We start from the raw sequence: 20,745 nt of genomic DNA on the forward strand, positions 1-20,745 counted from the left end.
GCGGCGTTCAGACCGGACAGGAGTTGCGAACCGCGGTCAACGTGTCGTTGACCTTCTTGCTCGCGTCGTTCAACGGCGCGACGGAGGAATTGGTGGTCAGCTTCCGCACCGACGCCGCCAGATCCCGGGCCGCGGACACGTAGTCGGTGAACCTCTGCGCCACCTCCGGCGCCAGGTCCGGACCCGACGCGGTCACCTGAGCCTCGACCGTCTTGGCCGCGTCCTCGAGCGCCTGGGCCGCGGTGTCGCGCTTGGCGTTCTTGTCGGCCGCGCTCACGTCGTTCGCGTCGTGGGCGTCCACGAACTCGTTGTAGCGGTCGACCTGGGTGCCGGTGGTCTTGCGGAACGGGCCGCAGTTGTCCGCGGTCGCCTTCGCCTTCGCCGCGGCCGCCTTCGAGGAGCTGGCCGCCGCCGCCGAGGTGGCCGCGTCGGCCTTGTACGACGACACCTGAACCTGATTCGCCGTCGGGGTACCCTCGACCGTGTTCGCGCACCCGGCCAGCACCAGTCCGGCCGCCACCGCCGCGGACGCGCACAGCAATCCGAACCCCCTCGGGTTCAGCAGCTTCACTCGGTTCCTCCCCGATCCAGCCCGGAAGTGATGGAACCCGTCGCGAGCGGCGCGGTTCCCTGCGCCACGGTACTGGATTTCCGGCTGACATGATGACCTGGGCCGCATCATCGGCAAGGATGTGAGATGCGCCCCAACCGATCGTTGAACGGGTACGCCGCGCACCAACGGCTACCCGGGGTATTGACGCCACACCAGATGTCCCACCCCATGTGTACGAGGAGCAATCGTCTTGACCGACTTGATGCACCCTACGTCGTCGAACTCCACCAACGGGTCACAGGAACCCCAGGGCGGATCGGCACGCAAAAGCCCGGCGGGGGGCCGGGTTCGAGTGATTCGCGAGGGGGTGGCGTCATACCTGCCGGACATCGATCCGGAGGAGACCAGCGAATGGCTCGACTCCTTCGACGAAATGCTGACCCGCGAGGGCCCCGGCCGCGCCCGCTACCTCATGCTGCGCCTGCTGGAGCGCGCCGGTGAACGCCATGTCGCGATCCCCGCGCTGACCTCCACCGACTACGTCAACACCATCCCCACCGAGAACGAGCCGTGGTTCCCCGGCGACGAAGAGGTCGAGCGCCGCTTCCGCGCCTATATCCGCTGGAACGCCGCTGTCATGGTGCACCGCGCCCAGCGCCCGGGAATCGGTGTGGGCGGCCACATTTCGACCTACGCGTCCTCGGCGGCGCTCTACGAGGTCGGTTTCAACCACTTCTTCCGCGGCAAGGACCACGCCGGCGGCGGCGACCAGGTGTTCATCCAGGGCCACGCCTCCCCCGGCATCTACGCCCGCGCGTTCCTCGAGGGCCGGTTGTCCGAGGATCAGATGGACGGCTTCCGCCAGGAGTACAGCCACGGCGGTCCCGGCGCGGGCCTGTCGTCCTACCCGCACCCGCGCCTGATGCCCGACTTCTGGGAATTCCCCACGGTCTCCATGGGTCTGGGCCCGATGAACGCCATCTATCAGGCCCGCTTCAACCACTACCTGCACGACCGCGGCCTCAAGGACACCTCCGATCAGCACGTGTGGGCGTTCCTCGGCGACGGCGAGATGGACGAGCCGGAGTCGCGCGGCCTGATCCAGGTGGCCGCCAACGAGGGCCTGGACAACCTGACCTTCGTCATCAACTGCAACCTGCAGCGCCTCGACGGCCCGGTCCGCGGCAACGGCAAGATCATTCAGGAGCTGGAGTCGTTCTTCCGCGGCGCCGGCTGGAACGTCATCAAGGTGGTGTGGGGCCGCGAGTGGGACTCGCTGCTGCAGGCCGACCGCGACGGCGCGCTGGTCAACCTGATGAACACCACCCCCGATGGCGACTACCAGACCTACAAGGCCAATGACGGCGCCTACGTGCGCGAGCACTTCTTCGGCCGTGACCCGCGCACCAAGGAACTGGTGAAGGGCCTGTCGGACTCCGAGGTCTGGAACCTCAAGCGCGGCGGCCACGACTACCGCAAGATCTACGCCGCCTACGCCGCGGCCATGGCGCACAAGGGCCAGCCGACGGTCATCCTCGCCAAGACCATCAAGGGCTACGGCCTGGGCAAGCACTTCGAGGCCCGCAACGCCACCCACCAGATGAAGAAGATGACCCTCGACGATCTGAAGGCGTTCCGCGATGTGCAGCGCATTCCGATCACCGACGCCGAGCTCGAGGCGAATCCGTACCTGCCGCCGTACTACCACCCCGGCATGGACGCCCCCGAGATCCAGTACATGATGGCCCGCCGCGGCCAGCTCGGCGGTTTCGTCCCCGAGCGCCGCACCATGTCCAAGCCCCTGCAACTTCCCGGCGACGAGGCCTACCGTTCGGTCCGCAAGGGTTCGGGCAAGCAGAGCGTGGCCACCACCATGGCCTTCGTGCGCCTGATGAAGGAACTGTTGCGCGACAAGGAGATCGGTAAGCGCATCGTCCCGATCATCCCCGACGAGGCCCGCACCTTCGGTATGGACTCGTGGTTCCCTTCGTTGAAGATCTACAACCGCAACGGCCAGTTGTACACATCGGTCGACGCGGAATTGATGCTTGCCTACAAAGAGTCGAGCATCGGCCAGATCCTGCACGAGGGCATCAACGAGGCCGGTTCGACCGCCAGCTTCACCGCGGTCGGCACCTCGTACTCGACGCACGGCGAGCCGATGATCCCGCTCTACATCTTCTATTCGATGTTCGGCTTCCAGCGCACCGGCGACGGCCTGTGGGCGGCCGCGGATCAGATGGCCCGCGGTTTCGTGCTCGGGGCAACCGCCGGGCGAACCACACTGACCGGTGAGGGCCTTCAGCACAACGACGGTCATTCCCTGCTGCTGGCGTCCACCAACCCCGCCTGCGTCGCCTACGACCCGGCCTTCTCCTTCGAGATCGCCCACATCGTGCGCGACGGCATGCGCCGCATGTACGGCGGCGGCCTGGCCACCGGGTATCAGGAGGCGCTGCCGGGCACCGATCCCGAATCGCACTCGGTGCATCACGAGTTCGGCGGCGAGGACGTCTTCTACTACATCACCCTCTACAACGAGCCGTATGTACAGCCGGCCGAGCCGGAGGGCCTCGACGTCGAGGGCCTGCTGAAGGGCATCTATCTCTATCAGCCCGGTTCGGCGGGGATCCTGCGCGCGAACATCCTGGTCGCGGGCGTCACCATGCCGGACGGCCTGCGCGCCCAGGAGATGCTGGCCCAGGACTGGAACGTGCAGGCCGATGTCTACTCGGTGACCTCGTGGGGCGAGCTCCGCAAGGAGGCGCTGTCCAAGGAGATCGCGAAACTGCGCCACCCCGACCAGGATCAGGGCCTGCCGTACATCACCGAGGTGCTGTCCAAGGCGCAGGGCCCGTTCGTGGCGGCCTCGGACTGGATGCGCGCGGTGCCCGATCAGATCCGCCAGTGGGTGCCGGGCGAGTACATCACCCTGGGAACGGACGGTTTCGGATTCTCCGACACCCGCCCGGCCGCGCGCCGCGTCTTCAATGTGGATGCCGCGTCCATCGTGGTGGCAGCCCTGCAGGGACTGGCCAATCAGGGCCGGATCGCGCAGGCGACGGTGGCCGAGGCGGCCCGCCGGTACGGCGTCGACGATGTGAACGCCGCGCCGAAGGCGGCACCCGGTACCGAAGGTGGCGACGCATAGCCGAACATAGGAACTGTGGAACGTAAACCGCCGAGGCCGCGCCGGATAAACGAAGAGGGCACCTCCTCCCACGAGGTCTATCTTCCGACCGGCGCGCTCTCCCCGAATCGGCAGACGCGCGACCCGCTTCCGGACACTCTCCTGAAACGGGTCAAGCAGTTCTCCGGTCGCCTGTCGACCGAGGCCGTGGCCTCGATGCAGGATCGGTTGCCGTTCTTCGCCAATCTGGACGCCGCCCAGCGGGCCGGGGTGCAGATGCTGGTGCAGACGGCGGTGGTGAACTTCCTGGAATGGCTGCAGGACCCGGAGTCCGACATCCGGTTCAGCCTCGATGCCTTCCAGGTGATTCCGGATGATCTGGCGCGGCGGCTGACGCTGCGCCAGACCGTCGACATGGTCCGGGTGGCCATGGAGTTCTTCGAACAGTGGCTGCCGGCGCTGGCCCGCAACGACCGGCAGCTGGTGGCGTTGACCGAGGCGGTGCTGCGGTACGGGCGGGAGCTCGGGTTCGCCGCCGCCTCGGTGTACGCCTCGGCCGCGGAGTCGCGCGGCGCCTGGGACACCCGATTGGAGGCCTTGGTCGTCGACGCCGTGGTGCGCGGCGACAACGGCCCGGAAATGCTCTCCCGCGCGTCCACCCTCAATTGGGATGCGACAGCACCGGCGACCGTTCTCGTTGGGACTCCTCCCAAAGATCAGGTGGCCGTTGTCAGTTCCGTACATGCGGTGGCGGCCCGGCACGGCCGCAACGCGCTCGCCGTGGTGCAGGGTTCGCGGCTGGTAATGGTAGTCAGCGGACATCTCGGGGACCCGATGTATCCGTCGCAGTTCCTCGCGGATCTGCTGGCGGACGCCTTCAGTGAGGGCCCGGTGGTGATCGGCCCGACGATGCGCGCGCTGTCCGCGGCGCACGTGAGTTCGGTGGAGGCGATGGCCGGCATGGAGGCCGTGGTGGGCTGGCGGGGAGCCCCCCGACCAGTGCACGCGTCCGAATTGTTGCCGGAACGTGCCCTGCTCGGAGACCGCGCTGCCATCGACGCTCTGAACGAGCTTCTCGTGTTACCGTTGGCCGCCGCCAGCGCCGATTTGTCGGACACGCTGGATGCGTATCTGGATTGTGGTGGAGCCGTCGAAACCTGCGCCCGCCAGCTGTTCGTTCATCCAAATACCGTGCGCTATCGCCTCAAGCGGATCGGCGACATCACAGGTCGGGATCCGATGAATCCGCGCGATGCCTATGTGTTACGGATCGCGGCCACAGTAGGCCGGCTGACACGAACCCGTAACGAATCACCCACTCCTGCCACTGATGTGACTCCCGTCACAGAGCCCAAGGATGGGGTGTAACGAGATTCGAGGATCGGGCGATCCGGACAACCCACGTGGTCTTTTGTGGACTCCTCACAAAACTGCCAACGAAGCTTCATTCGCGCCGACATCTCGTGAGAGCCGCCTCACAGTGTTTTCTTAAACCCGTGATCGCATTGCTCACGCCCGGACAGGGCTCACAGACACCCGGCATGCTCACCTCATGGCTGGAACTCCCCGGCGCCGCGGACCGCGTCGCGCTGTGGGGTAAGGCTGCGGGGCTGGACCTGCTGCGGTTGGGCACGACTGCGACCGCCGAGGAAATCGTCGACACGGCTGTCACCCAGCCGCTCGTCGTCGCGGCCGCCCTGCTGGCTTTCGCCGAAATCCCGCAGGATTCACTGCCCGCCGATACAGTCGTCGCCGGACACTCGGTCGGTGAGTTCGCCGCCGCCGCCGTCGCCGGAGTCATCTCCGCCGACGACGCGGTCACCTTGGCCGCCATCCGCGGTGCGGAGATGGCCAAGGCGTGCGCGCTCGAGCCGACCGGAATGTCCGCGGTGCTCGGCGGTGACGAAGCGGAGGTTCTCGCTCGTCTCGAGGAACTCGGCCTGGTCCCGGCCAACCGCAATGCGGTGGGTCAGATCGTGGCCGCGGGTAAGCTCGAGGCGCTCGAAGCCCTGGCCGCGAACCCGCCCGAAAAGGCCCGCGTCCGTGCTCTGCCGGTCGCCGGCGCCTTCCATACCGCGTTCATGGCACCCGCCCAGGACGCGGTGGCGGAGGCCATCGCCCAGATCGTCCCGAACGAGCCGGTCCGGACCCTGCTGTCGAACTTCGACGGGCAGCCGGTCAGCTCGGGCAAGGATGCGATCGACAAGCTCGCTGCTCAGGTCACGCGCCCCGTGCGCTGGGACCTGTGCACCGAAACGATCCGTGCGGCAGGGGTTTCCGCGGTGGCAGAGTTGCCGCCTGCGGGCACCCTGGTCGGCATCGCCAAGCGGGAGCTCAAGGGCACCCCGAATCTGGCGCTGAAGACCCCCGCGGATCTCCCCGCGCTCGCCGAGCTGACTTCAGCAAGCTAGCTTGGCTGGCGGCCCGCTCCCATCAACGGCGATGGAGCAACCGGGTCGCAAACAATGAATCCCCACCCCTCTACAGAAGATAAGGAGCCACCACAGTGGCCGCTCTGACCCAGGAACAGATCGTCGAAGAGCTCGGCAAGATCATCGAAGAGGTGACCGGTATCGAGCCCTCCGAGGTCACCATCGAGAAGTCCTTCGTCGACGACCTGGACATCGACTCGCTGTCGATGGTCGAGATCGCCGTCCAGACCGAGGACAAGTACGGCGTCAAGATCCCGGACGAGGACCTGGCGAGCCTGAAGACCGTCGGCGACGCGGTGGCGTACATCCAGAAGCTCGAGGCCGAGAACTCCGAGGCTGCCGAGGCCCTCAAGGCCAAGCACCAGGGCGAGTAGGACCGACACCGTGACCACTCCTTCCACCTTGAACGGGAACTTTCCCAACGTCGTCGTAACGAGCATGGCGGCGACCACGTCGATCGCCGGTGACGTCGATGCGACGTGGAAGGGCCTCCTCAATGGCGAGAGCGGCATCGACACTCTCGAGGACGACTTCATTGCGGAGTACGACCTTCCGGTTCGTATCGGCGGCCACCTGAAGGTGTCGCCGGACACGCTGCTCGAGCGGGTCGAGATCCGCCGCATGGCGTATGTCGAGCGACTGGCCACCGTGCTCGGTCGTGAGGTCTGGAAGAACGCCGGCACCCCCGAGGTCGACCCGCTGCGGCTGGGTGTGGCCATCGGTACCGGTCTCGGCGGCGGCGACGCGCTGATCGATTCGGTCGACAAGCTGAAGAACGGTGGCTACCGCAAGGTTTCGCCGCTGGCCGTTCAGATGGTCATGCCGAACGGTCCGTCCGCCGTGGTCGGCCTCGAGCTCAAGGCCCGCGCGGGAGTGGTCACTCCGGTCTCGGCCTGCTCGTCGGGTTCGGAGGCCATTGCCAACGCCTGGCGGATGATCGTCATGGGTGACGCCGACATGGTCGTCACCGGCGGTGTCGAGGGCTTCATCGACTCGATTCCGATCGCCGCGTTCTCCATGATGCGGGCCATGTCGACTCGCAACGACGATCCGAAGGGCGCCTCGCGTCCCTTCGACAAGGATCGCGACGGCTTCGTCTTCGGCGAAGCGGGCGCGCTCATGGTCCTCGAGACCGAGGAGCACGCCAAGGCTCGTGGCGCCACCATCCACGCCCGCCTCATGGGCGCGGGTATCACCTCCGACGGGTTCCACCTCGTGGCTCCCGATCCGGAGGGCAGCGGTGCGGCTCGCGCCATGCAGCGCGCGATGCAGACCGCGGGTCTGTCCGCTTCGGACATCACCCACGTGAACGCTCACGCGACCGCCACCCCCGTGGGTGACACCGCGGAGGCCAACGCGATTCACAAGGCCGGCGTCAAGCACGCCTCGGTCTACGCACCCAAGTCGGCCCTGGGCCACTCGATCGGCGCCGTCGGCGCACTCGAGTCGATTCTCACGGTGCTCAGCATCCGGGACGGTGTCGTCCCTCCGACGCTGAACCTCGAGAACCAGGATCCGGCGATCGATCTGGACGTCGTGCACGGCGCTGCGCGTCATCAGGACATCCAGTACGCGATCAACAACTCCTTCGGTTTCGGTGGGCACAATGTCGCGCTCGCCTTCGGCCGGTACTGACGCGCACTAGACGAACCGCGCACTTCTAGAACCGGTCAGTAAGACAAGTGGTCCCGGCAGGGGATTTCGGATCGAGATCCCGGACCCGAATCCCCTGCCGGGATTTCGACATTTCGCAGCCGCTCTCAGCGACCGCATTTTCCTCATGAGGAGAGTTTGCGATGACCATCATGGCCCCCGCACACGCGGACACCACGACCGATCCCCGTGACCCGCTGGGTCGGTTGCAGCGCTTCTTCGATCCCGGAACCGTTCTCCCGCTCCACCCCCGCGACAAGTCCGGCGTGCTCGCCGCCATCGGTGAGATCGACGGTGTCCGCACCGTCGCCTACTGCTCCGATGCGACCGTGATGGGCGGCGCCATGGGCGTCGAGGGATGCAAGCACATCGTCGATGCGATCGATACCGCCATCGACTCCAAGATTCCCGTTGTGGGCCTGTGGCATTCGGGCGGGGCGCGACTGGCGGAGGGCGTCGAGGCCCTGCACGCCGTCGGCCTGGTCTTCGAGGCCATGGTCCGCGCGTCCGGCCAGGTCCCGCAGATCTCCGTGGTGCTCGGCTTCGCCGCCGGTGGCGCCGCGTACGGCCCGGCGCTGACCGACATCGTCATCATGGCTCCGGAAGGCCGGGTCTTCGTGACCGGTCCGGACATCGTGAAGACGGTGACCGGTGAGAGCGTCGACATGGAGACCCTGGGCGGCCCGGTCACCCACGGCAAGAAGTCCGGCGTCTGCCACATCGTCGCCGATGACGAGCAGGACGCGATGCACCGTGCGCGCCGCCTGGTCTCGATGTTCGCCGAGCAGGGCGAATTCGACCTGGCCGCCGCCGCGCACGGCGATGTCGACCTCAAGGCCATGATGCCGGAGTCGGCCAAGCGCGCCTACGACGTCAAGCCGATCATCAACGAGCTGCTCGACAATGTCGACGGCGAAAGCACTTTCGAGGAACTGCAGGGCGGGTACGCCCGGTCCATGGTGGTCGGTCTGGGTCGCCTCGGCGGCCGCACCGTCGGCGTGCTGGCCAACAACCCGATCCGCCTGGGCGGCTGCCTCAACTCCGAAAGCGCCGAGAAGGCTTCGCGTTTCGTGCGCCTGTGCAACGCGTTCGGCATCCCGCTGATCGTCGTCACCGACGTGCCGGGCTACCTGCCGGGCGTCTCGCAGGAGTTCGAGGGCGTGGTGCGCCGCGGCGCGAAGCTGCTGCACGCGTTCGCCGAGGCCCGCGTCCCGCGCGTCACCCTGGTGACCCGCAAGATCTACGGTGGCGCCTACATCGCCATGAACGCCCGCTCGCTGGGCGCGACGGCCGTGTACGCGTGGCCGGGTTCCGAGGTCGCGGTCATGGGTGCCAAGGCCGCCGTCGGCATCCTGCACAAGAAGGCTCTCGCGGCCGCCCCGGAGGAGGAGCGCGAGGCCATGCTGGAGCGACTCACCGAGGAGCACGAGCGGATCGCGGGCGGCGTCGAGCGCGCCATAGCGATCGGGGTCGTGGACGAGGTCGTCGACCCGGCCAAGACCCGCTCCACCATTGCCGCCGCGCTGGCCGCCGCGCCGTCGCGACCGCAGCACAACAAGAACATTCCGCTGTAATTCGTTACGCGGCAACGCAAAGCGGGCGGTCTCTACGGAGACCGCCCGCTTTGCGTTGCAGGGGAATCGATTCCGGGTCAGACCGGAGGGATGTTCGCGTTGTGGTGGAAGATGTTGTCCGGATCCCACTCGGCTTTCAGGGCGGTGAGCCGGGAGTACTTCTCGCCGTAGGATTCCTGGAGCCGGGCGGGGTCGTCGTCCACGAGGAAGTTGACGTAGCTCGCCGAGGAATTGGCGTACGGGCGCAGGGCATCCCAGAAGTCGCGGGTCCACTGCCGTTCCGACGCGAAATCGGCCGGGTCGGGGGTGATGGCGCTGATGTTGATGGCCCAGCACGGGTTGCGGGAACCGCTGAATGCCGTTGTGTCCTCGTGGGTTTCGCTGTAGCGGCCGCGCAGCGGGAAGATCGGGACCAGGGTCAGCGGGGAGCGGCGCCGCGGGAAGGTGCTGATCAGCGTGGCCAGGCAGGCGTCCGACAGATCGTCGACGTAGAGGGACTTCTCGTACGCGTGCAGTCCGGGCGGGGCCGACTCGTCGAACATCTGCTGCAGCGCGGTGTACGGGAGCGGGGTGACCAGTTCCCAGGCCGGGGCCGGGGCGGCGGCGCGCAGCGGCTTGACGATGGCCTCGAGTTCGTCCGGATCGCTGAATCCGGCCACCCCCACCACGAATCCCGGCTGACCCTGATAGTGCTCGGGCACGAACGGGGCGGGCGGCGCGCTGACCGCCATGATCACGCCGCCGTACCCCTTGGGCAGGCCGGCGATGAGTTCACGCCCGGCGGCCAGACCCTCGGCGGCGCGCTCGGGGGTCCAGCACAGCATGGCGAGCTGGGCCAGCGACGGCACATCGTGCAGGGTGAAGGTGAGGGTGGTGACGATGCCGAAATTGCCTCCGCCGCCGCGCAATCCCCACAGCAGTTCGGCGTTCTCGCGCGGTGAGGCGACCACGACGCGACCGTCGGCGGTGACGACCTCGGCGGCGACCAGATTGTCGCAGCTCAGGCCGCAGCGCATGGTGAGCCAGCCCATGCCGCCGCCCAGGGTCAGGCCGCCGACGCCCGTCGTGGAGATGAAGCCGCCGGTGACGCCCAAGCCGTGCGCGGAGGTCGCGGCGTCGGCCTGCGCCCAGGTGGCGCCGCCGCCGATGTGCGCGAGTTTGGCGTCGGTGTCGACGGTGATCGAATCGAGGGCGCGGAGGTCGATCATCATGGCGTCGTCGGCGACCGCGTGGCCCGCGTAGTTGTGGCCGCCGCCGCGCACGGTGATCTCGAGGTTGTACCGGCGGGCGGCCAGCACGGCGGCCGCGACACCCGCCGCGGAGGCGGGGCGGATGATGACGGCGGGGCGGCGGTCGATGCCGCCGTTCCAGACTTGACGGGCCGTGTCGTAGTCGGGGTCGGCGGGCGTGATCACCACCCCGTCGACGGCCGAGCGCAGTACCTCGATATCGATTTCCGCAGTGGTCATGTCCGCTCCTCAAAGGTGTCGGTCTGCCTCCGTGGCGAAATTCAGGCTGCGCTGTACGGGGTCACAGCACATCGGTCGTTCGCCCTATTGAACGCCGCGGCTCGGGTGTTCCGGAAGTACGCAGCAGACGCGGACCGGGTTCATGGGCCGGAGCGCGCCGAAATGGTCGGCGAGTCGCGCGTGGCGCGTGTTCCGCCCGCGCGGCGGGTCGATGGCGAACCGCCGGGGATGTGGCGCAGCAGATGCGTGGCGGCCCCTCCCCGACGACCACGCCGTCCGCATCCTCACCGACGCCGCCCGCGCGCGCCGAACCGACTGAGCGATGAGCAGAATGCTGACCGCCCCTTCACCCGCCTGTCGATCGGCGACAGCGCTTCCGAGCATTGGATTCTCGCCCCGCCCGTGCTGTTCTCGATAACCCTGCTCGCTCTGGGGGCGGCCAATGTAGCCGAGCTGGCCGGCACCCACGGCGACCAGCGATCCGCTTGATCCGGCCGGGCGGAAGCAGCACGGTCGCACCCGGGTAGTCGTGCGTGAATCCGTTGGCCGGGTTCAGGACTGGAGTCGGACCTTGTCGGCGGATTCGTTCTGGCTGGCGCATTCCTGGTACGGGTTGGGGCTGCCGGCGCGTTCACCGCAGACCCAGCGGATGGTGGCCACGGTGACCGCGATGTCGCCGGTGGATTGTTTGGCGCGTTGGTCGGCGTAGGCGCCCGCGACGGAGAGGGCGGTGGGGCAGAAGTCGTTGCCCTTGGCGGTGGAGGCGACGACGGCGAGTCCCCAGGGGCCGGTGCCGCACTGGACGGCGTCGTGGCCGGCGGCCGGGAAGGCGGCGGCGGACGGGGCGGGTTTGGCGGCGCTGCTGGTCGCGTCCGAAGAACTGTTGCTGGTGGCGTCGTTGCAGGCGGTCAGGGTGAGGGCCGTGGTGATGACGGCCAGTGCCGTGCCCGCGATCTGCGCTGTGGTCCGCACGAATCCTCCTCGTCGGCTGCCCCTCCCCTGGGAATTCTGCCCGTTTCGGGGCGTTTGCGACGGCAGGCTCGGATGGTTCGGCGGTCCGCGCGGTGTGTCCGGTGGTACGGGTCTAGCCGACGTCGCGGCGCAGCCAGGTGACGTCCGCGCCGTCGCCGCCGAGGCGGTAGGGCTCGAGGATGTCGTCCCAGGCGGTGCCGAGGGCGCGATCGATTTCGGCGGTGATCTCGGCGGCGGTGCCGCGGCCGTGGGCGCGGGCCTCGGCGACGATGGCGCGCAGCCGCATCTCGCCGACCATGACGTCGCCGCTGGCGCCGGTGGCGCCGCTCCACATGCCGAGGCCGGGGACGAAGCTGAAGCGTTCGCCGTCGACACCCTCACTGGGTTCCTCGGTGACCTCGAAATGCAGCACGGGCCAATCGCGCAATGCTCTGGCTAATCGCCCCCCGGTACCGACTGGCCCGTACCAATCAGTGGTGGCGCGCAGCTGCCCGGGATCGGCGGGCTGGACGGTCCAGCGGAGTTTGGCGGGGGCCTTGAGCGTCGAGGTGAGTGCCCATTCGATATGCGGGCACAGCGCGGCCGGCGACGAATGGACATAGACGACCCCAGACGTCGCTTCCGCGAACTGACTAGACGCACGCACCACTGACACCTCCGGCTCGACGAGGTACGTCTTCCCCAACGACCCTGGTCCGAGCTCGGCGTGGCCCGAGTTTACTGGAGTGCCCGATGTTGCGTGTGTTACTCCGCGACCGTGTCGCCGTCTACGCAAACTCCGCGATCACGGCATCGCTGAAGGTCGGCCACGCGGCCCGGGCCCAGTCTCCGAAATTCTCGTCCGCGAGTGCGAGACACGCCATGCCGACGTTCGGATCCACCCAGAGGAACGTTCCGGATTGCCCGAAATGCCCGAAAGTGCGGGGCGAGTTCGCGCCGCCGGTCCAGTGCGGCGCCTTGTGGTCGCGGATCTCGAATCCCAGTCCCCAGTCGTTGGGCCGTTGCGAACCGTAGCCGGGCAGCACGCCATTGCGTCCCGGGAATTGCACTTCGCTTGCCTCGGAAACCAATTCGGCACTCAGAATTTCCGGTGCCAGCAATTCCTCAGCGAAGCGCAGCAGATCTGCGACCGACGAGCGGCCCGCATGCCCGGCGGGACCGGTCAGCACCGAGGACGTCATCCCCAGCGGTTCGAACACCGCCTCGTGCAGATACCGGTCGAACGCGATACCGGTCTGCGCCGCAACGAAATCCGCGAGCACCTCGAATCCGGCGCTGGAGTAGATCCGCTTCGCACCCGGCGCGGCCAGCACCGCGTCGGTGTCGAAGGCCAGCCCGGAGGTGTGGGCGAGCAGGTGCCGCACGGTGGATCCGGGCGGCCCCGCGGGCTGGTCGAGCTCGATCGCCCCCTCCTCGACCGCCACCAGAACCGCGTACGCCACAAGGGGTTTGGTCACCGAGGCGAGCGGAAACACCCGCGCGGTATCCCCCTCGGTGTCGACCACACCCTTGCCCCGGACGGCGACACCCGCCGCCGCGTTCCGGACCGGCCACTGTCGAATCTGCTCGAGCGCTCGCATATGTCGAGCCTAGGCGGCCCGGTTCAGCGCCGATCGCCGCCTGCCGTACCCGAAGTACACCAGCAGCCCGATCGCCGACCACACGGTGAACGCCAGCCAGGTCACCCCGGGCAGATGGACGAGCAGCCACACGCACATGGCCACGCCGATGACCGGCACCACCGGCACCAGCGTCCGGAACGAGCGCGGCAGGTCGGGCTTGGTGCGTCGCAGCACCAACACGCCGATGTTCACCAGCCCGAAGGACACCAGCGTGCCGATATTGGTGGCGTTCACCAGTTCTCCCAGCGGCACCAGCGCCGACAGCACCGCCACCACCCCGCCCACGATGAGCGTGTTGATCGTCGGCACCTGCTTCTGCCCGACCCGTGACAGCACGTTCGGCATGAGCCCGTCGCGGGACATGGCGACCAGGATGCGGGTCTGCCCGTACAGCACGGTCAGCACCACCGAGGCGATGGCGATGACCGCGCCGGCCGCGAGGATGGTGGCGGGCCAGCCGCGCCCGGTGACCTGGTCGAGCACGGTGGCCAGGGAGGCGCCGGAGCTGCTCACGTCGTCCACGCCGACCGCGCCGACGGCGGTCAGCGCCACCAGCACGTACATCAGGGTCACGATGCCGAGCGAGATGATGATGGCGCGCGGCAGATCCCGCTGCGGGTTCTTGGCCTCCTCGCCCGCGGTGGAGGCGGCGTCGAAGCCGATGAAGGAGAAGAACACCATCGACGCGGCCGCCCCGATCCCGGAGATGCCCTCCGGCGCGAAGGGGTGCAGGTTCGAGGAGTTGAAGGCGGTGACCGCCACGACCACGAAGAACATCAGCACCGCGATCTTGATGATGGTGGTGACGGTGGTGACCCGCGCACTCTCCCGGATGCCGCCCAGCAGCACCGCGGTGGCCAGCAGTACGACGACGGCGGCGGGCAGGTTGATCACGCCGCCTTCGCCCGGCGGCTGCGCGAGCACGTCGGGGATGCGCCAGCCGATGGTGGAGCCGAGGAATTCGTTGAGGTACGCGCCCCACCCGACCGCGACGGCCGCCACCGAGACGCCGTACTCCAGCAGCAGGCACCACCCGCACACCCAGGCCACGATCTCGCCCAGCGTCGCATAGGTATACGAGTAGGCCGACCCGGATACCGGCACGGCGCCGGCGAGTTCGGCATAGGACAGCGCCGAGAACAGCGCGGCGAGCGCGGCGATGACGAAGGAGACGACGACGGCCGGCCCCGCCAGCGGCGCGGCCTCGCCGAGGACGACGAAGATGCCGGTGCCCAGCGTCGCGCCGACCGACAGGGCGATCAGCGCGGTCAGGCCCATGCTGCGCCGCAGTGCGGTGTGCTCGCCGTCGGAGGTGAGTTGTTCCACCGGCTTGGTGCGCAGCAATGATGCGGTAATCCGCGGGATTCCGGGCATGTCCGGCCACGATACCGGCACGGATCGGCAGAAATATCGCGCGGTCACGGTGGCCGGCAGGGTCTTCGGCCACGCCCAGCTATGTACTGGCGTCGCCCGGTGTGCGCTGCGTCGCCCGGCCGCGGACCAGCGCATCACCGGACCGAGCGTTGTCCGTCGCCCGCTCGAGCGCTCACCCTGGCGCTGTCGCCGAACCCGGTTACGATCGACCCCATCATGAGTGAGCAGGTCACGGTCCACGGCGAGGTGGACGCGGGTTTCGGTCCGGTCGCCGACGCGTTCCGCCGCAATTTCTCCCGGCACGGCGAGATCGGTGCGGCGGTCGCCGTCTTCGACGGGGATCGGCCGGTGGTGGATCTGTGGGCCGGCTATCGCGATCGCAAGCGCACGGCGGCGTGGGAGCGCGACACCATGGCCCCGGTGTGGTCCTCGACCAAGGGCATGACCGCGTTCGCGATCGCGTCGGCGGTATCGAAGGGCCTGCTCGACTACGAGGATCCGGTGGCGCTGCACTGGCCCGAGTTCGCCGCGCACGGCAAGGAATCGATCACCGTGCGCCAGCTGCTCGACCATCAGGGTGGCCTGGCGGCCCTGGATCGCCCGTTCCGGCTCACGGACATGGCGGATCTGGACGGCATGGCGGTGGTGCTGGCCGAGCAGAAACCGTTGTGGCAGCCGGGAACCCGGCACGGCTATCACCCGATCACGGCCGGCCTGTACCAGGGCGAGCTGCTGCGACGGGTGGATCCCGCCCATCGCACGCTGGGCCGCATCTTCGCCGAGGACATCGCCGCCCCGGTGGGCGCGGAGTTCTATATCGGCCTGCCGGAGGAGATTTCCCTCGATCGGGTGGCGACCCTGTCGGCGACCGAGGGCCTGGACATCCTGCGCTACGAGCGGGATCTCCCGGTGCGCATCGGCATCCAGCTCTACAGCAAGCGCGGCCTGTCCTTCCGCGCCTTGAACAGCCCGCAGGTGGGCGCGCCCGCCCGAGCCGCGCGACGCGAGTTCCTGTCGGTGGAGAGCCCGGCGGCCGGCGGCGTCGGCACGGCGCGCGCCCTGGCCCGGGTCTACGGCGCGGCGGCCGGGCAGACCGGTGAGCTGCCCATCGACCGGGCCCTGCTGGACCGCCTGGCCACCGCCGACACCGCCGACGACGTCCCCGCCGAGGATCTGGTGCTGCTCACCCCGAGCCGCTACCACCTGGGTTTCCGCAAGTCCCGCGGCGGTTTCCGGTTCGGCTCCGACAAGCGCGCCTACGGCACCACCGGCTACGGCGGCTCGTTCGGTTTCGCCGATCCGGCAACGGGTCTCGGCTTCGGTTACGTGATGAACCGCCTGGGCATGGCGGTGCTCGACGACGTTCGTTCGCGCAATCTGCGTGACGCCCTGTTGCGCTGCCGCTGATCCTCAGCCGCGTTCGACGTCGTGCGCGTGATGCACGAGGTCGTGCAGGAAGTACCGCGCCATGGAGTCGATGGTGAACGCGGAACCGTTGCCGCGTAGCGCGGCCCGGTCGCGTTCGCCGTCCGGCACGGCCGCGAAGGCGTTGGCGACCACGTCGACCGCGGCCGCGAGTTCGGCTGCCACGGTGGCGGTCTCGGCCGCGCCGTAGTTCTCGGCGAGCGCGGTGGCGTCCTGATCCCAGTTGGCGAACATGGGAATCCCGTTGTCCCCCACGGTGACCGCGGTGTCGTAGGCGGCGATCACCGGCCCGGGCCGGGGCTCGCCGGTGCGCGCGATGTCGAGCCGATGGGTGAAGATGCGGCACACATCGCGCACGTGGGCCGCGTATTCGAGCGCGGACCAGGTGGAGTCGTCGGGCCGCAGCCGCGCGTCCGGCCGTTCCAGCGCGGCCAGCAACCGGGTGACACTGGCGCGGGCCGACCCCGGCACCGCCGCGAAGGCGATGGCGTCGGGGTCGAACCCGCAGTCGGCGCAGATGCGTTCGAGCACCCAGGTCCAGTCTTTGGCGTCGGGAACGATCGGCATGGCCCCAACATACGGTGGCATTTGTTTGTCGGCCACCAATATTCAGCCAGCTGTCGTCGAGATGGCGACAGGTTTGCCGTCACTCCATCAGCTTGTGCGCCTTGTCGAACAGTTCGAGGGTGATGGCGTGCAGGAAGTCGCCGACCTGCTTGGGCGCCTTGCCCGCGAACGCGCGCGCGTGGGTGCCCTCGAGGACGATGCCGAGCTTGAAACAGGCCAGCACGGTGTACCAGGTGACGTGGCTCAGGTCGCGGTCGGAGAACCGCCCGTAGTGGGCGATCATCTCCTCGGCGGTGGGCAGGCCGCCGACCGCGCCGAGGGTGCCGATCAGGGCCGCGCCGGTGGTGCCGGGTTCGGGGCGGGTGGCGATCTGCCAGCCGAGGTCGAGCAGCGGATCGCCGATGGTGGACATCTCCCAGTCGACCATGGCCACCACATCGGGGCCGTCGAAGGAGAACATCATGTTGGCGAGGTGGCAGTCGCCGTGCAGGATGCCCGCCTTCGGCTGCACCGGCCGGTTGCGGTCGAGCCAGTCGCCGACCTGCTGCACGCCGGGGATCTCAGGGCCGGGGTAGCCCTCGTTGACGCCGTAGGAGTCGAGTTCCTTGAGCCAGCGCGGCACCTGGCGTTCCAGGAAGCCCTCGGGCTTGCCGTAGTCGGCCAGGCCGAGCGCCTCGTGGTCGAGGGAGCCGAGCCGGGCGATGGCCTCGACCGCGGACAGACCCATCCGCCGCCGCACCTCGGGGTCGCCGGCGTGCAGTTCGGGCAGCTCGTTCTGCGGGTTGAAGCCGGTGATGGGTTCCATCAGATAGAACGACGCGCCGAGCACGGATTCGTCGGGGCAGGCCGCGATCACTTTGGGGGCGCGGATCTCGGTGTCGCCGAGGGCGCCGAGGATGCGGGACTCACGCTGGATGACAGTGTTGCTGGCGGTGCGCAGATGCTTGGGCCCGCGCCGCAGCACGTAGTCGCGGCCACCGCGCCGGAAGCGCAGCATGATGTTCTGAGTGCCGCCGCCGAGCGGCTTCACCTCCTCGAACTCGCCGCCGGGCAAGCCCTGCTCCTCCATCCACTTTCCGACGATGGCGAAATCGACGACGTCACGATCCACTTCGGACGGCTGCGCAACAGACATGCCGACCATTGTGCCGTAGTCGCCCGGACAAACTGAAGGCGTGTGCCAGCAGTAGTGGCGGGCGACTCGTTCACGCAGGTCGGAGCGCGGTGTTTCAACGCGGCAGGCGTAATGTGCGTGGTCAAATGCGCACGCTGTTGATCGATAACTACGACTCGTTCACCTACAACCTGTATCAGCTGATCAGCCGGGTGAACGGGGTCGAACCCGTGGTCGTGCGCAATGACGAGGTGGGGTCGATCGAGGAGCTCGGGCTCGAACGATTCGACAACATCGTCATCTCCCCCGGGCCGGGACGGCCGGATGTTCCCCGCGATTTCGGCATCTCGGCGGCGCTCATCGCCGAATCGGAGCTCCCTTTGCTGGGCGTATGCCTGGGCCATCAGGGCATCGTGATCGCGGCGGGCGGCGAGGTGGTCATCGCACCGCGGGCCCGGCACGGGTATCCGGATCTGATCAGCCATGACGGACGCGGCCTGTTCGCCGATGTGCCGCAGGCGTTCTCGGCGGTGCGTTATCACTCGCTGTGCGCGGCTCAGCCGGTCCCGGCGGCCCTCGAGGTCACGGCCACCGCGCCGGACGGCGTGATCATGGGCGTACGCCACCGCACCCGCCCGCAATGGGGTGTCCAGTTCCATCCGGAGTCCGTCTCCAGCGAGCACGGGGAACAGCTGCTTCGCAATTTCGCCGCCCTGACCACCGAATACCATCGGGGACAGGGTGTCTCCTTCCCTTCCGAGCGAACACCTGTGGCGCACAGCGAGATCGAGGCCGAGGCCTCGCGCCCGGTCGACGCACCCGTCCACTACCTCGTCGAGCGGACCGTCGTGGAGCGCGCGGTCGACGCCGAGGCCGTCTTCGACGCCCTCTACGCCGATTCCCCCCACGCCTTCTGGCTCGACAGCGAACACGTGGAGCCGGGCCTGGACCGCTTCTCGTTCCTGGGTGACGCGTCCGGCCCGCTGGCCGAGGTGGTCGGCTACCGGGTGGGCAGCGGCCACGTGGAGGTCGAGTCCGCGGCCGGGAGCCGCACGGTCCCGGGCAGCGTCCTCGATTACCTGTCCGCCGAGCTGCGCCGCCGCCGGATCGACTTCCCGGACGTGCCTTTCGATTTCGCGGGCGGCTACGTCGGCTACCTCGGATACGAGATGAAGGCCGACTGCGGTGCCGTCGCACCGCACCGCTCCCCCACCCCTGACGCTCAGTGGATCTTCGCCGACCGCCTGATCGTGGTGGACCACGAGGCGGGCCGCACTCACCTGCTGGCCCTCACCGATCCGGAGGCCACCGCCGCCGCCCGGGACTGGCTCGCCGCCACCCGGGCCGTCGTGGAAACCCTTCCGACGTGGGAGAATCCGCCGCTGCTGGAGTTGCGTGCCGACGAGGCGACGGTCGCGCCGCTGCTGACCCGGGGCCGCGCCCGCTATCTGGCCGATGTCGCCGCTTGCCAGGAGCAGTTGCACGCGGGCGAGTCGTACGAAATCTGCATCACCGACAGCGCGTATCCGCCGGGCGACGCCGACGGCCTGACCGTGTATCGCACACTGCGCCGCTGCAATCCGGCCCCCTACGCGGCCTTCCTGCGCTTCGCGGACCTGGAGGTGGCCTGCTCGTCTCCCGAGCGCTTCCTCAAGCTGGACCGGTCCCGGACCGTGGAGAGCAAGCCGATCAAGGGCACCGCGAAGCGCGGCCACACACCCGCCGAGGACGCGGAGATCGCCGCGGATCTGGCGCGAGACCCGAAGACCCGCGCCGAGAACCTGATGATCGTGGATCTGCTCCGCAATGATCTGGGCCGGGTCTGCGAGGTCGGTTCGGTGCATGTGCCCGAGCTGATGGCAGTCGAGACGTACACGACTCTGCACCAACTGGTCTCGACCGTCCGCGGCAGGCTGCGTCCGGAGCTGAATGTCGTCGATTGCCTGCGCGCCTGTTTTCCGGGCGGTTCCATGACCGGCGCGCCGAAGCTGCGCACCCTGGAGATCATCGACGCATTCGAAACCGAGGCCCGCGGCGTCTATTCGGGCACGATCGGCTTCCTCGGCCTCGGTGGCACGGCCGATCTGAACATCGTCATCCGCAGCGCGGTCCGCTACGACGGCCGGTGGCGGATCGGCGCGGGCGGCGCGGTGGTCCTGGATTCCGATCCCGAGGGCGAGTACCACGAGATGGTGTGGAAGGCCGCGGCCGCGCTGCGCGCCCTGCCCGGGCTGGGCGTCCCGCCGCGGGCTCCGCTCCCTCTGTCCTGACCGCCGCGGTCACATTATTTGCGGCGGCGGGACTTGTCCTGCGGCGGTTCGGGTTCCGGATTGTCGCGGCCGCCGGTGAGGCGACCCAGCAGGGAGACGCCGGGGAGCTTGTCCAGTCGCTCGATGATGTCCTCGCCGAGGGCCGTGACCGATTCCAGCCGGGACAGGACGCGGTCGTAGGCGATGAAGGCCGGTTCGGCCAGGGCGAGGGTGCGGTCGAGCCGGTCGATGGTCGAGTTGAGGCGTTCGACCGCGGTGGTGAGGCTCTGGATGAGGTCGGGCAGCTGCGCCGCGAGCTGGATGGAGGCGGGCGGCAGCCGGACCGCGGTGTCGAACGCGGTCGAGGCGGTGACCTGCGCCGAGTCCAGGGCCAGCCCGGCGGCGTTCTGGGCGGCCTCGACGGCGGCCTGCGCGGCGGCCAGGATGTCGCCGGCGGTGGGCACCCGCGAGCCGGCGCCCTTGCCGCGCGGGGCGGGGTTCTGCTGGTCGCTCCCCTTGGGGTTGGTCATCCCTCTACTGTGCCGCACGATTTCCGGATCGGCCGTGAGGGCGGGCGTGCGGTTTCGCCGGTGGCCGGTGGCCGGTTTTGT

At 68.6% G+C, this 20,745-nt stretch carries 17 protein-coding genes; 8 read left to right on the forward strand and 9 right to left on the reverse strand.

The genetic code is table 11. From position 1 onward, the window contains the following. Positions 1-7: 7 nt before the first annotated feature. On the reverse strand, positions 8-571 hold the full coding sequence (locus ACQP06_RS25980; RefSeq protein WP_433667040.1) for a hypothetical protein: 564 nt from the start codon (positions 569-571) through the stop codon (positions 8-10). A gap of 232 nt (positions 572-803) precedes the next feature. On the opposite strand from ACQP06_RS25980, the gene aceE reads away from it, so the two are divergent. From aceE to ACQP06_RS26010, 6 genes are all read left to right on the forward strand, one after another. Next, positions 804-3,704 carry a pyruvate dehydrogenase (acetyl-transferring), homodimeric type gene (gene aceE / locus ACQP06_RS25985; RefSeq protein WP_433667041.1) on the forward strand — a complete coding sequence of 967 codons (2,901 nt, stop codon included), beginning with the start codon at positions 804-806 and terminating at the stop codon, positions 3,702-3,704. 45 nt (positions 3,705-3,749) lie between these two features. Then, entirely contained in the window at positions 3,750-5,051 is a 1,302-nt protein-coding gene (locus tag ACQP06_RS25990; protein ID WP_433594726.1) for a PucR family transcriptional regulator, read from the forward strand. A 128-nt stretch (positions 5,052-5,179) separates the two neighbouring features. Continuing rightward, on the forward strand, positions 5,180-6,094 hold the full coding sequence (locus tag ACQP06_RS25995) for an ACP S-malonyltransferase (protein ID WP_379276474.1): 915 nt from the start codon (positions 5,180-5,182) through the stop codon (positions 6,092-6,094). A 95-nt stretch (positions 6,095-6,189) separates the two neighbouring features. After that, positions 6,190-6,489 carry a meromycolate extension acyl carrier protein AcpM gene (acpM, locus tag ACQP06_RS26000; protein ID WP_357098105.1) on the forward strand — a complete coding sequence of 100 codons (300 nt, stop codon included), beginning with the start codon at positions 6,190-6,192 and terminating at the stop codon, positions 6,487-6,489. Between the two features lie 10 nt (positions 6,490-6,499). Continuing rightward, entirely contained in the window at positions 6,500-7,750 is a 1,251-nt protein-coding gene (locus ACQP06_RS26005) for a KasA/KasB family beta-ketoacyl-ACP synthase (RefSeq protein ID WP_213560178.1), read from the forward strand. A 161-nt stretch (positions 7,751-7,911) separates the two neighbouring features. After that, positions 7,912-9,342 carry an acyl-CoA carboxylase subunit beta gene (locus ACQP06_RS26010; protein WP_433667042.1) on the forward strand — a complete coding sequence of 477 codons (1,431 nt, stop codon included), beginning with the start codon at positions 7,912-7,914 and terminating at the stop codon, positions 9,340-9,342. A gap of 77 nt (positions 9,343-9,419) precedes the next feature. Here ACQP06_RS26010 and ACQP06_RS26015 read toward each other — a convergent pair whose 3' ends face one another. The 5 genes from ACQP06_RS26015 to ACQP06_RS26035 all read right to left on the reverse strand — a co-directional run bounded on the left by ACQP06_RS26015 (position 9,420) and on the right by ACQP06_RS26035 (position 14,779). Continuing rightward, positions 9,420-10,811 carry an FAD-binding oxidoreductase gene (locus tag ACQP06_RS26015; protein ID WP_433667043.1) on the reverse strand — a complete coding sequence of 464 codons (1,392 nt, stop codon included), beginning with the start codon at positions 10,809-10,811 and terminating at the stop codon, positions 9,420-9,422. Positions 10,812-11,363: 552 nt separating this feature from the next. Then, a complete protein-coding gene (locus ACQP06_RS26020; RefSeq protein ID WP_433667044.1) occupies positions 11,364-11,783 on the reverse strand; it encodes a hypothetical protein in 420 nt (139 codons plus the stop codon). Between the two features lie 112 nt (positions 11,784-11,895). Further along, positions 11,896-12,429, reverse strand: coding sequence for a DUF3145 domain-containing protein (locus ACQP06_RS26025; protein ID WP_379278772.1), 534 nt, complete (start codon positions 12,427-12,429; stop codon positions 11,896-11,898). 121 nt (positions 12,430-12,550) lie between these two features. Continuing rightward, positions 12,551-13,363, reverse strand: a complete 813-nt coding sequence (locus ACQP06_RS26030) for a serine hydrolase domain-containing protein (protein ID WP_433667045.1) — start codon at positions 13,361-13,363, stop codon at positions 12,551-12,553. Positions 13,364-13,372: 9 nt separating this feature from the next. Further along, positions 13,373-14,779 carry an amino acid permease gene (locus tag ACQP06_RS26035; protein WP_433667046.1) on the reverse strand — a complete coding sequence of 469 codons (1,407 nt, stop codon included), beginning with the start codon at positions 14,777-14,779 and terminating at the stop codon, positions 13,373-13,375. Between the two features lie 216 nt (positions 14,780-14,995). On the opposite strand from ACQP06_RS26035, the gene ACQP06_RS26040 reads away from it, so the two are divergent. Further along, entirely contained in the window at positions 14,996-16,186 is a 1,191-nt protein-coding gene (locus ACQP06_RS26040; protein WP_433667047.1) for a serine hydrolase domain-containing protein, read from the forward strand. 3 nt (positions 16,187-16,189) lie between these two features. Here the strand turns inward: ACQP06_RS26040 and ACQP06_RS26045 are convergent, their stop codons facing one another. Together ACQP06_RS26045 and ACQP06_RS26050 are read right to left on the reverse strand one after the other, a co-directional pair. After that, the gene (locus ACQP06_RS26045; protein ID WP_433667048.1) at positions 16,190-16,771 is read right to left on the reverse strand and encodes a DinB family protein; all 582 of its coding nucleotides are present in this window, start codon (positions 16,769-16,771) and stop codon (positions 16,190-16,192) included. Between the two features lie 79 nt (positions 16,772-16,850). After that, complete coding sequence (locus tag ACQP06_RS26050; protein ID WP_433667049.1) at positions 16,851-17,915, reverse strand: phosphotransferase family protein; 1,065 nt, start codon at positions 17,913-17,915, stop codon at positions 16,851-16,853. Positions 17,916-18,031: 116 nt separating this feature from the next. On the opposite strand from ACQP06_RS26050, the gene pabB reads away from it, so the two are divergent. After that, positions 18,032-20,155: an aminodeoxychorismate synthase gene (gene pabB, locus ACQP06_RS26055; RefSeq protein WP_433667050.1), complete on the forward strand. Its 2,124-nt coding sequence runs from the start codon at positions 18,032-18,034 to the stop codon at positions 20,153-20,155. Between the two features lie 14 nt (positions 20,156-20,169). Here the strand turns inward: pabB and ACQP06_RS26060 are convergent, their stop codons facing one another. Continuing rightward, a complete protein-coding gene (locus tag ACQP06_RS26060; protein ID WP_433667051.1) occupies positions 20,170-20,664 on the reverse strand; it encodes a hypothetical protein in 495 nt (164 codons plus the stop codon). Between the last annotated feature and the right edge of the window lie 81 nt (positions 20,665-20,745).

The organism is Nocardia sp. CA-136227, from assembly GCF_050955695.1.
GTDB lineage: Bacteria > Actinomycetota > Actinomycetes > Mycobacteriales > Mycobacteriaceae > Nocardia.

Bases quoted from the DNA above. Each gene is read 5' to 3' on its own strand.
- ACQP06_RS26010 (WP_433667042.1), top strand. From the start codon at position 7,912: ATGACCATCATGGCCCCCGCACACGCGGACACCACGACCGATCCCCGT.
- ACQP06_RS26015 (WP_433667043.1), bottom strand. From the start codon at position 10,811: ATGACCACTGCGGAAATCGATATCGAGGTACTGCGCTCGGCCGTCGAC.
- ACQP06_RS26030 (WP_433667045.1), bottom strand. From the start codon at position 13,363: ATGCGAGCGCTCGAGCAGATTCGACAGTGGCCGGTCCGGAACGCGGCG.
- ACQP06_RS26035 (WP_433667046.1), bottom strand. From the start codon at position 14,779: ATGCCCGGAATCCCGCGGATTACCGCATCATTGCTGCGCACCAAGCCG.
- ACQP06_RS26040 (WP_433667047.1), top strand. From the start codon at position 14,996: ATGAGTGAGCAGGTCACGGTCCACGGCGAGGTGGACGCGGGTTTCGGT.
- ACQP06_RS26045 (WP_433667048.1), bottom strand. From the start codon at position 16,771: ATGCCGATCGTTCCCGACGCCAAAGACTGGACCTGGGTGCTCGAACGC.
- ACQP06_RS26050 (WP_433667049.1), bottom strand. From the start codon at position 17,915: ATGGTCGGCATGTCTGTTGCGCAGCCGTCCGAAGTGGATCGTGACGTC.
- pabB (WP_433667050.1), top strand. From the start codon at position 18,032: ATGCGCACGCTGTTGATCGATAACTACGACTCGTTCACCTACAACCTG.
- ACQP06_RS26060 (WP_433667051.1), bottom strand. From the start codon at position 20,664: ATGACCAACCCCAAGGGGAGCGACCAGCAGAACCCCGCCCCGCGCGGC.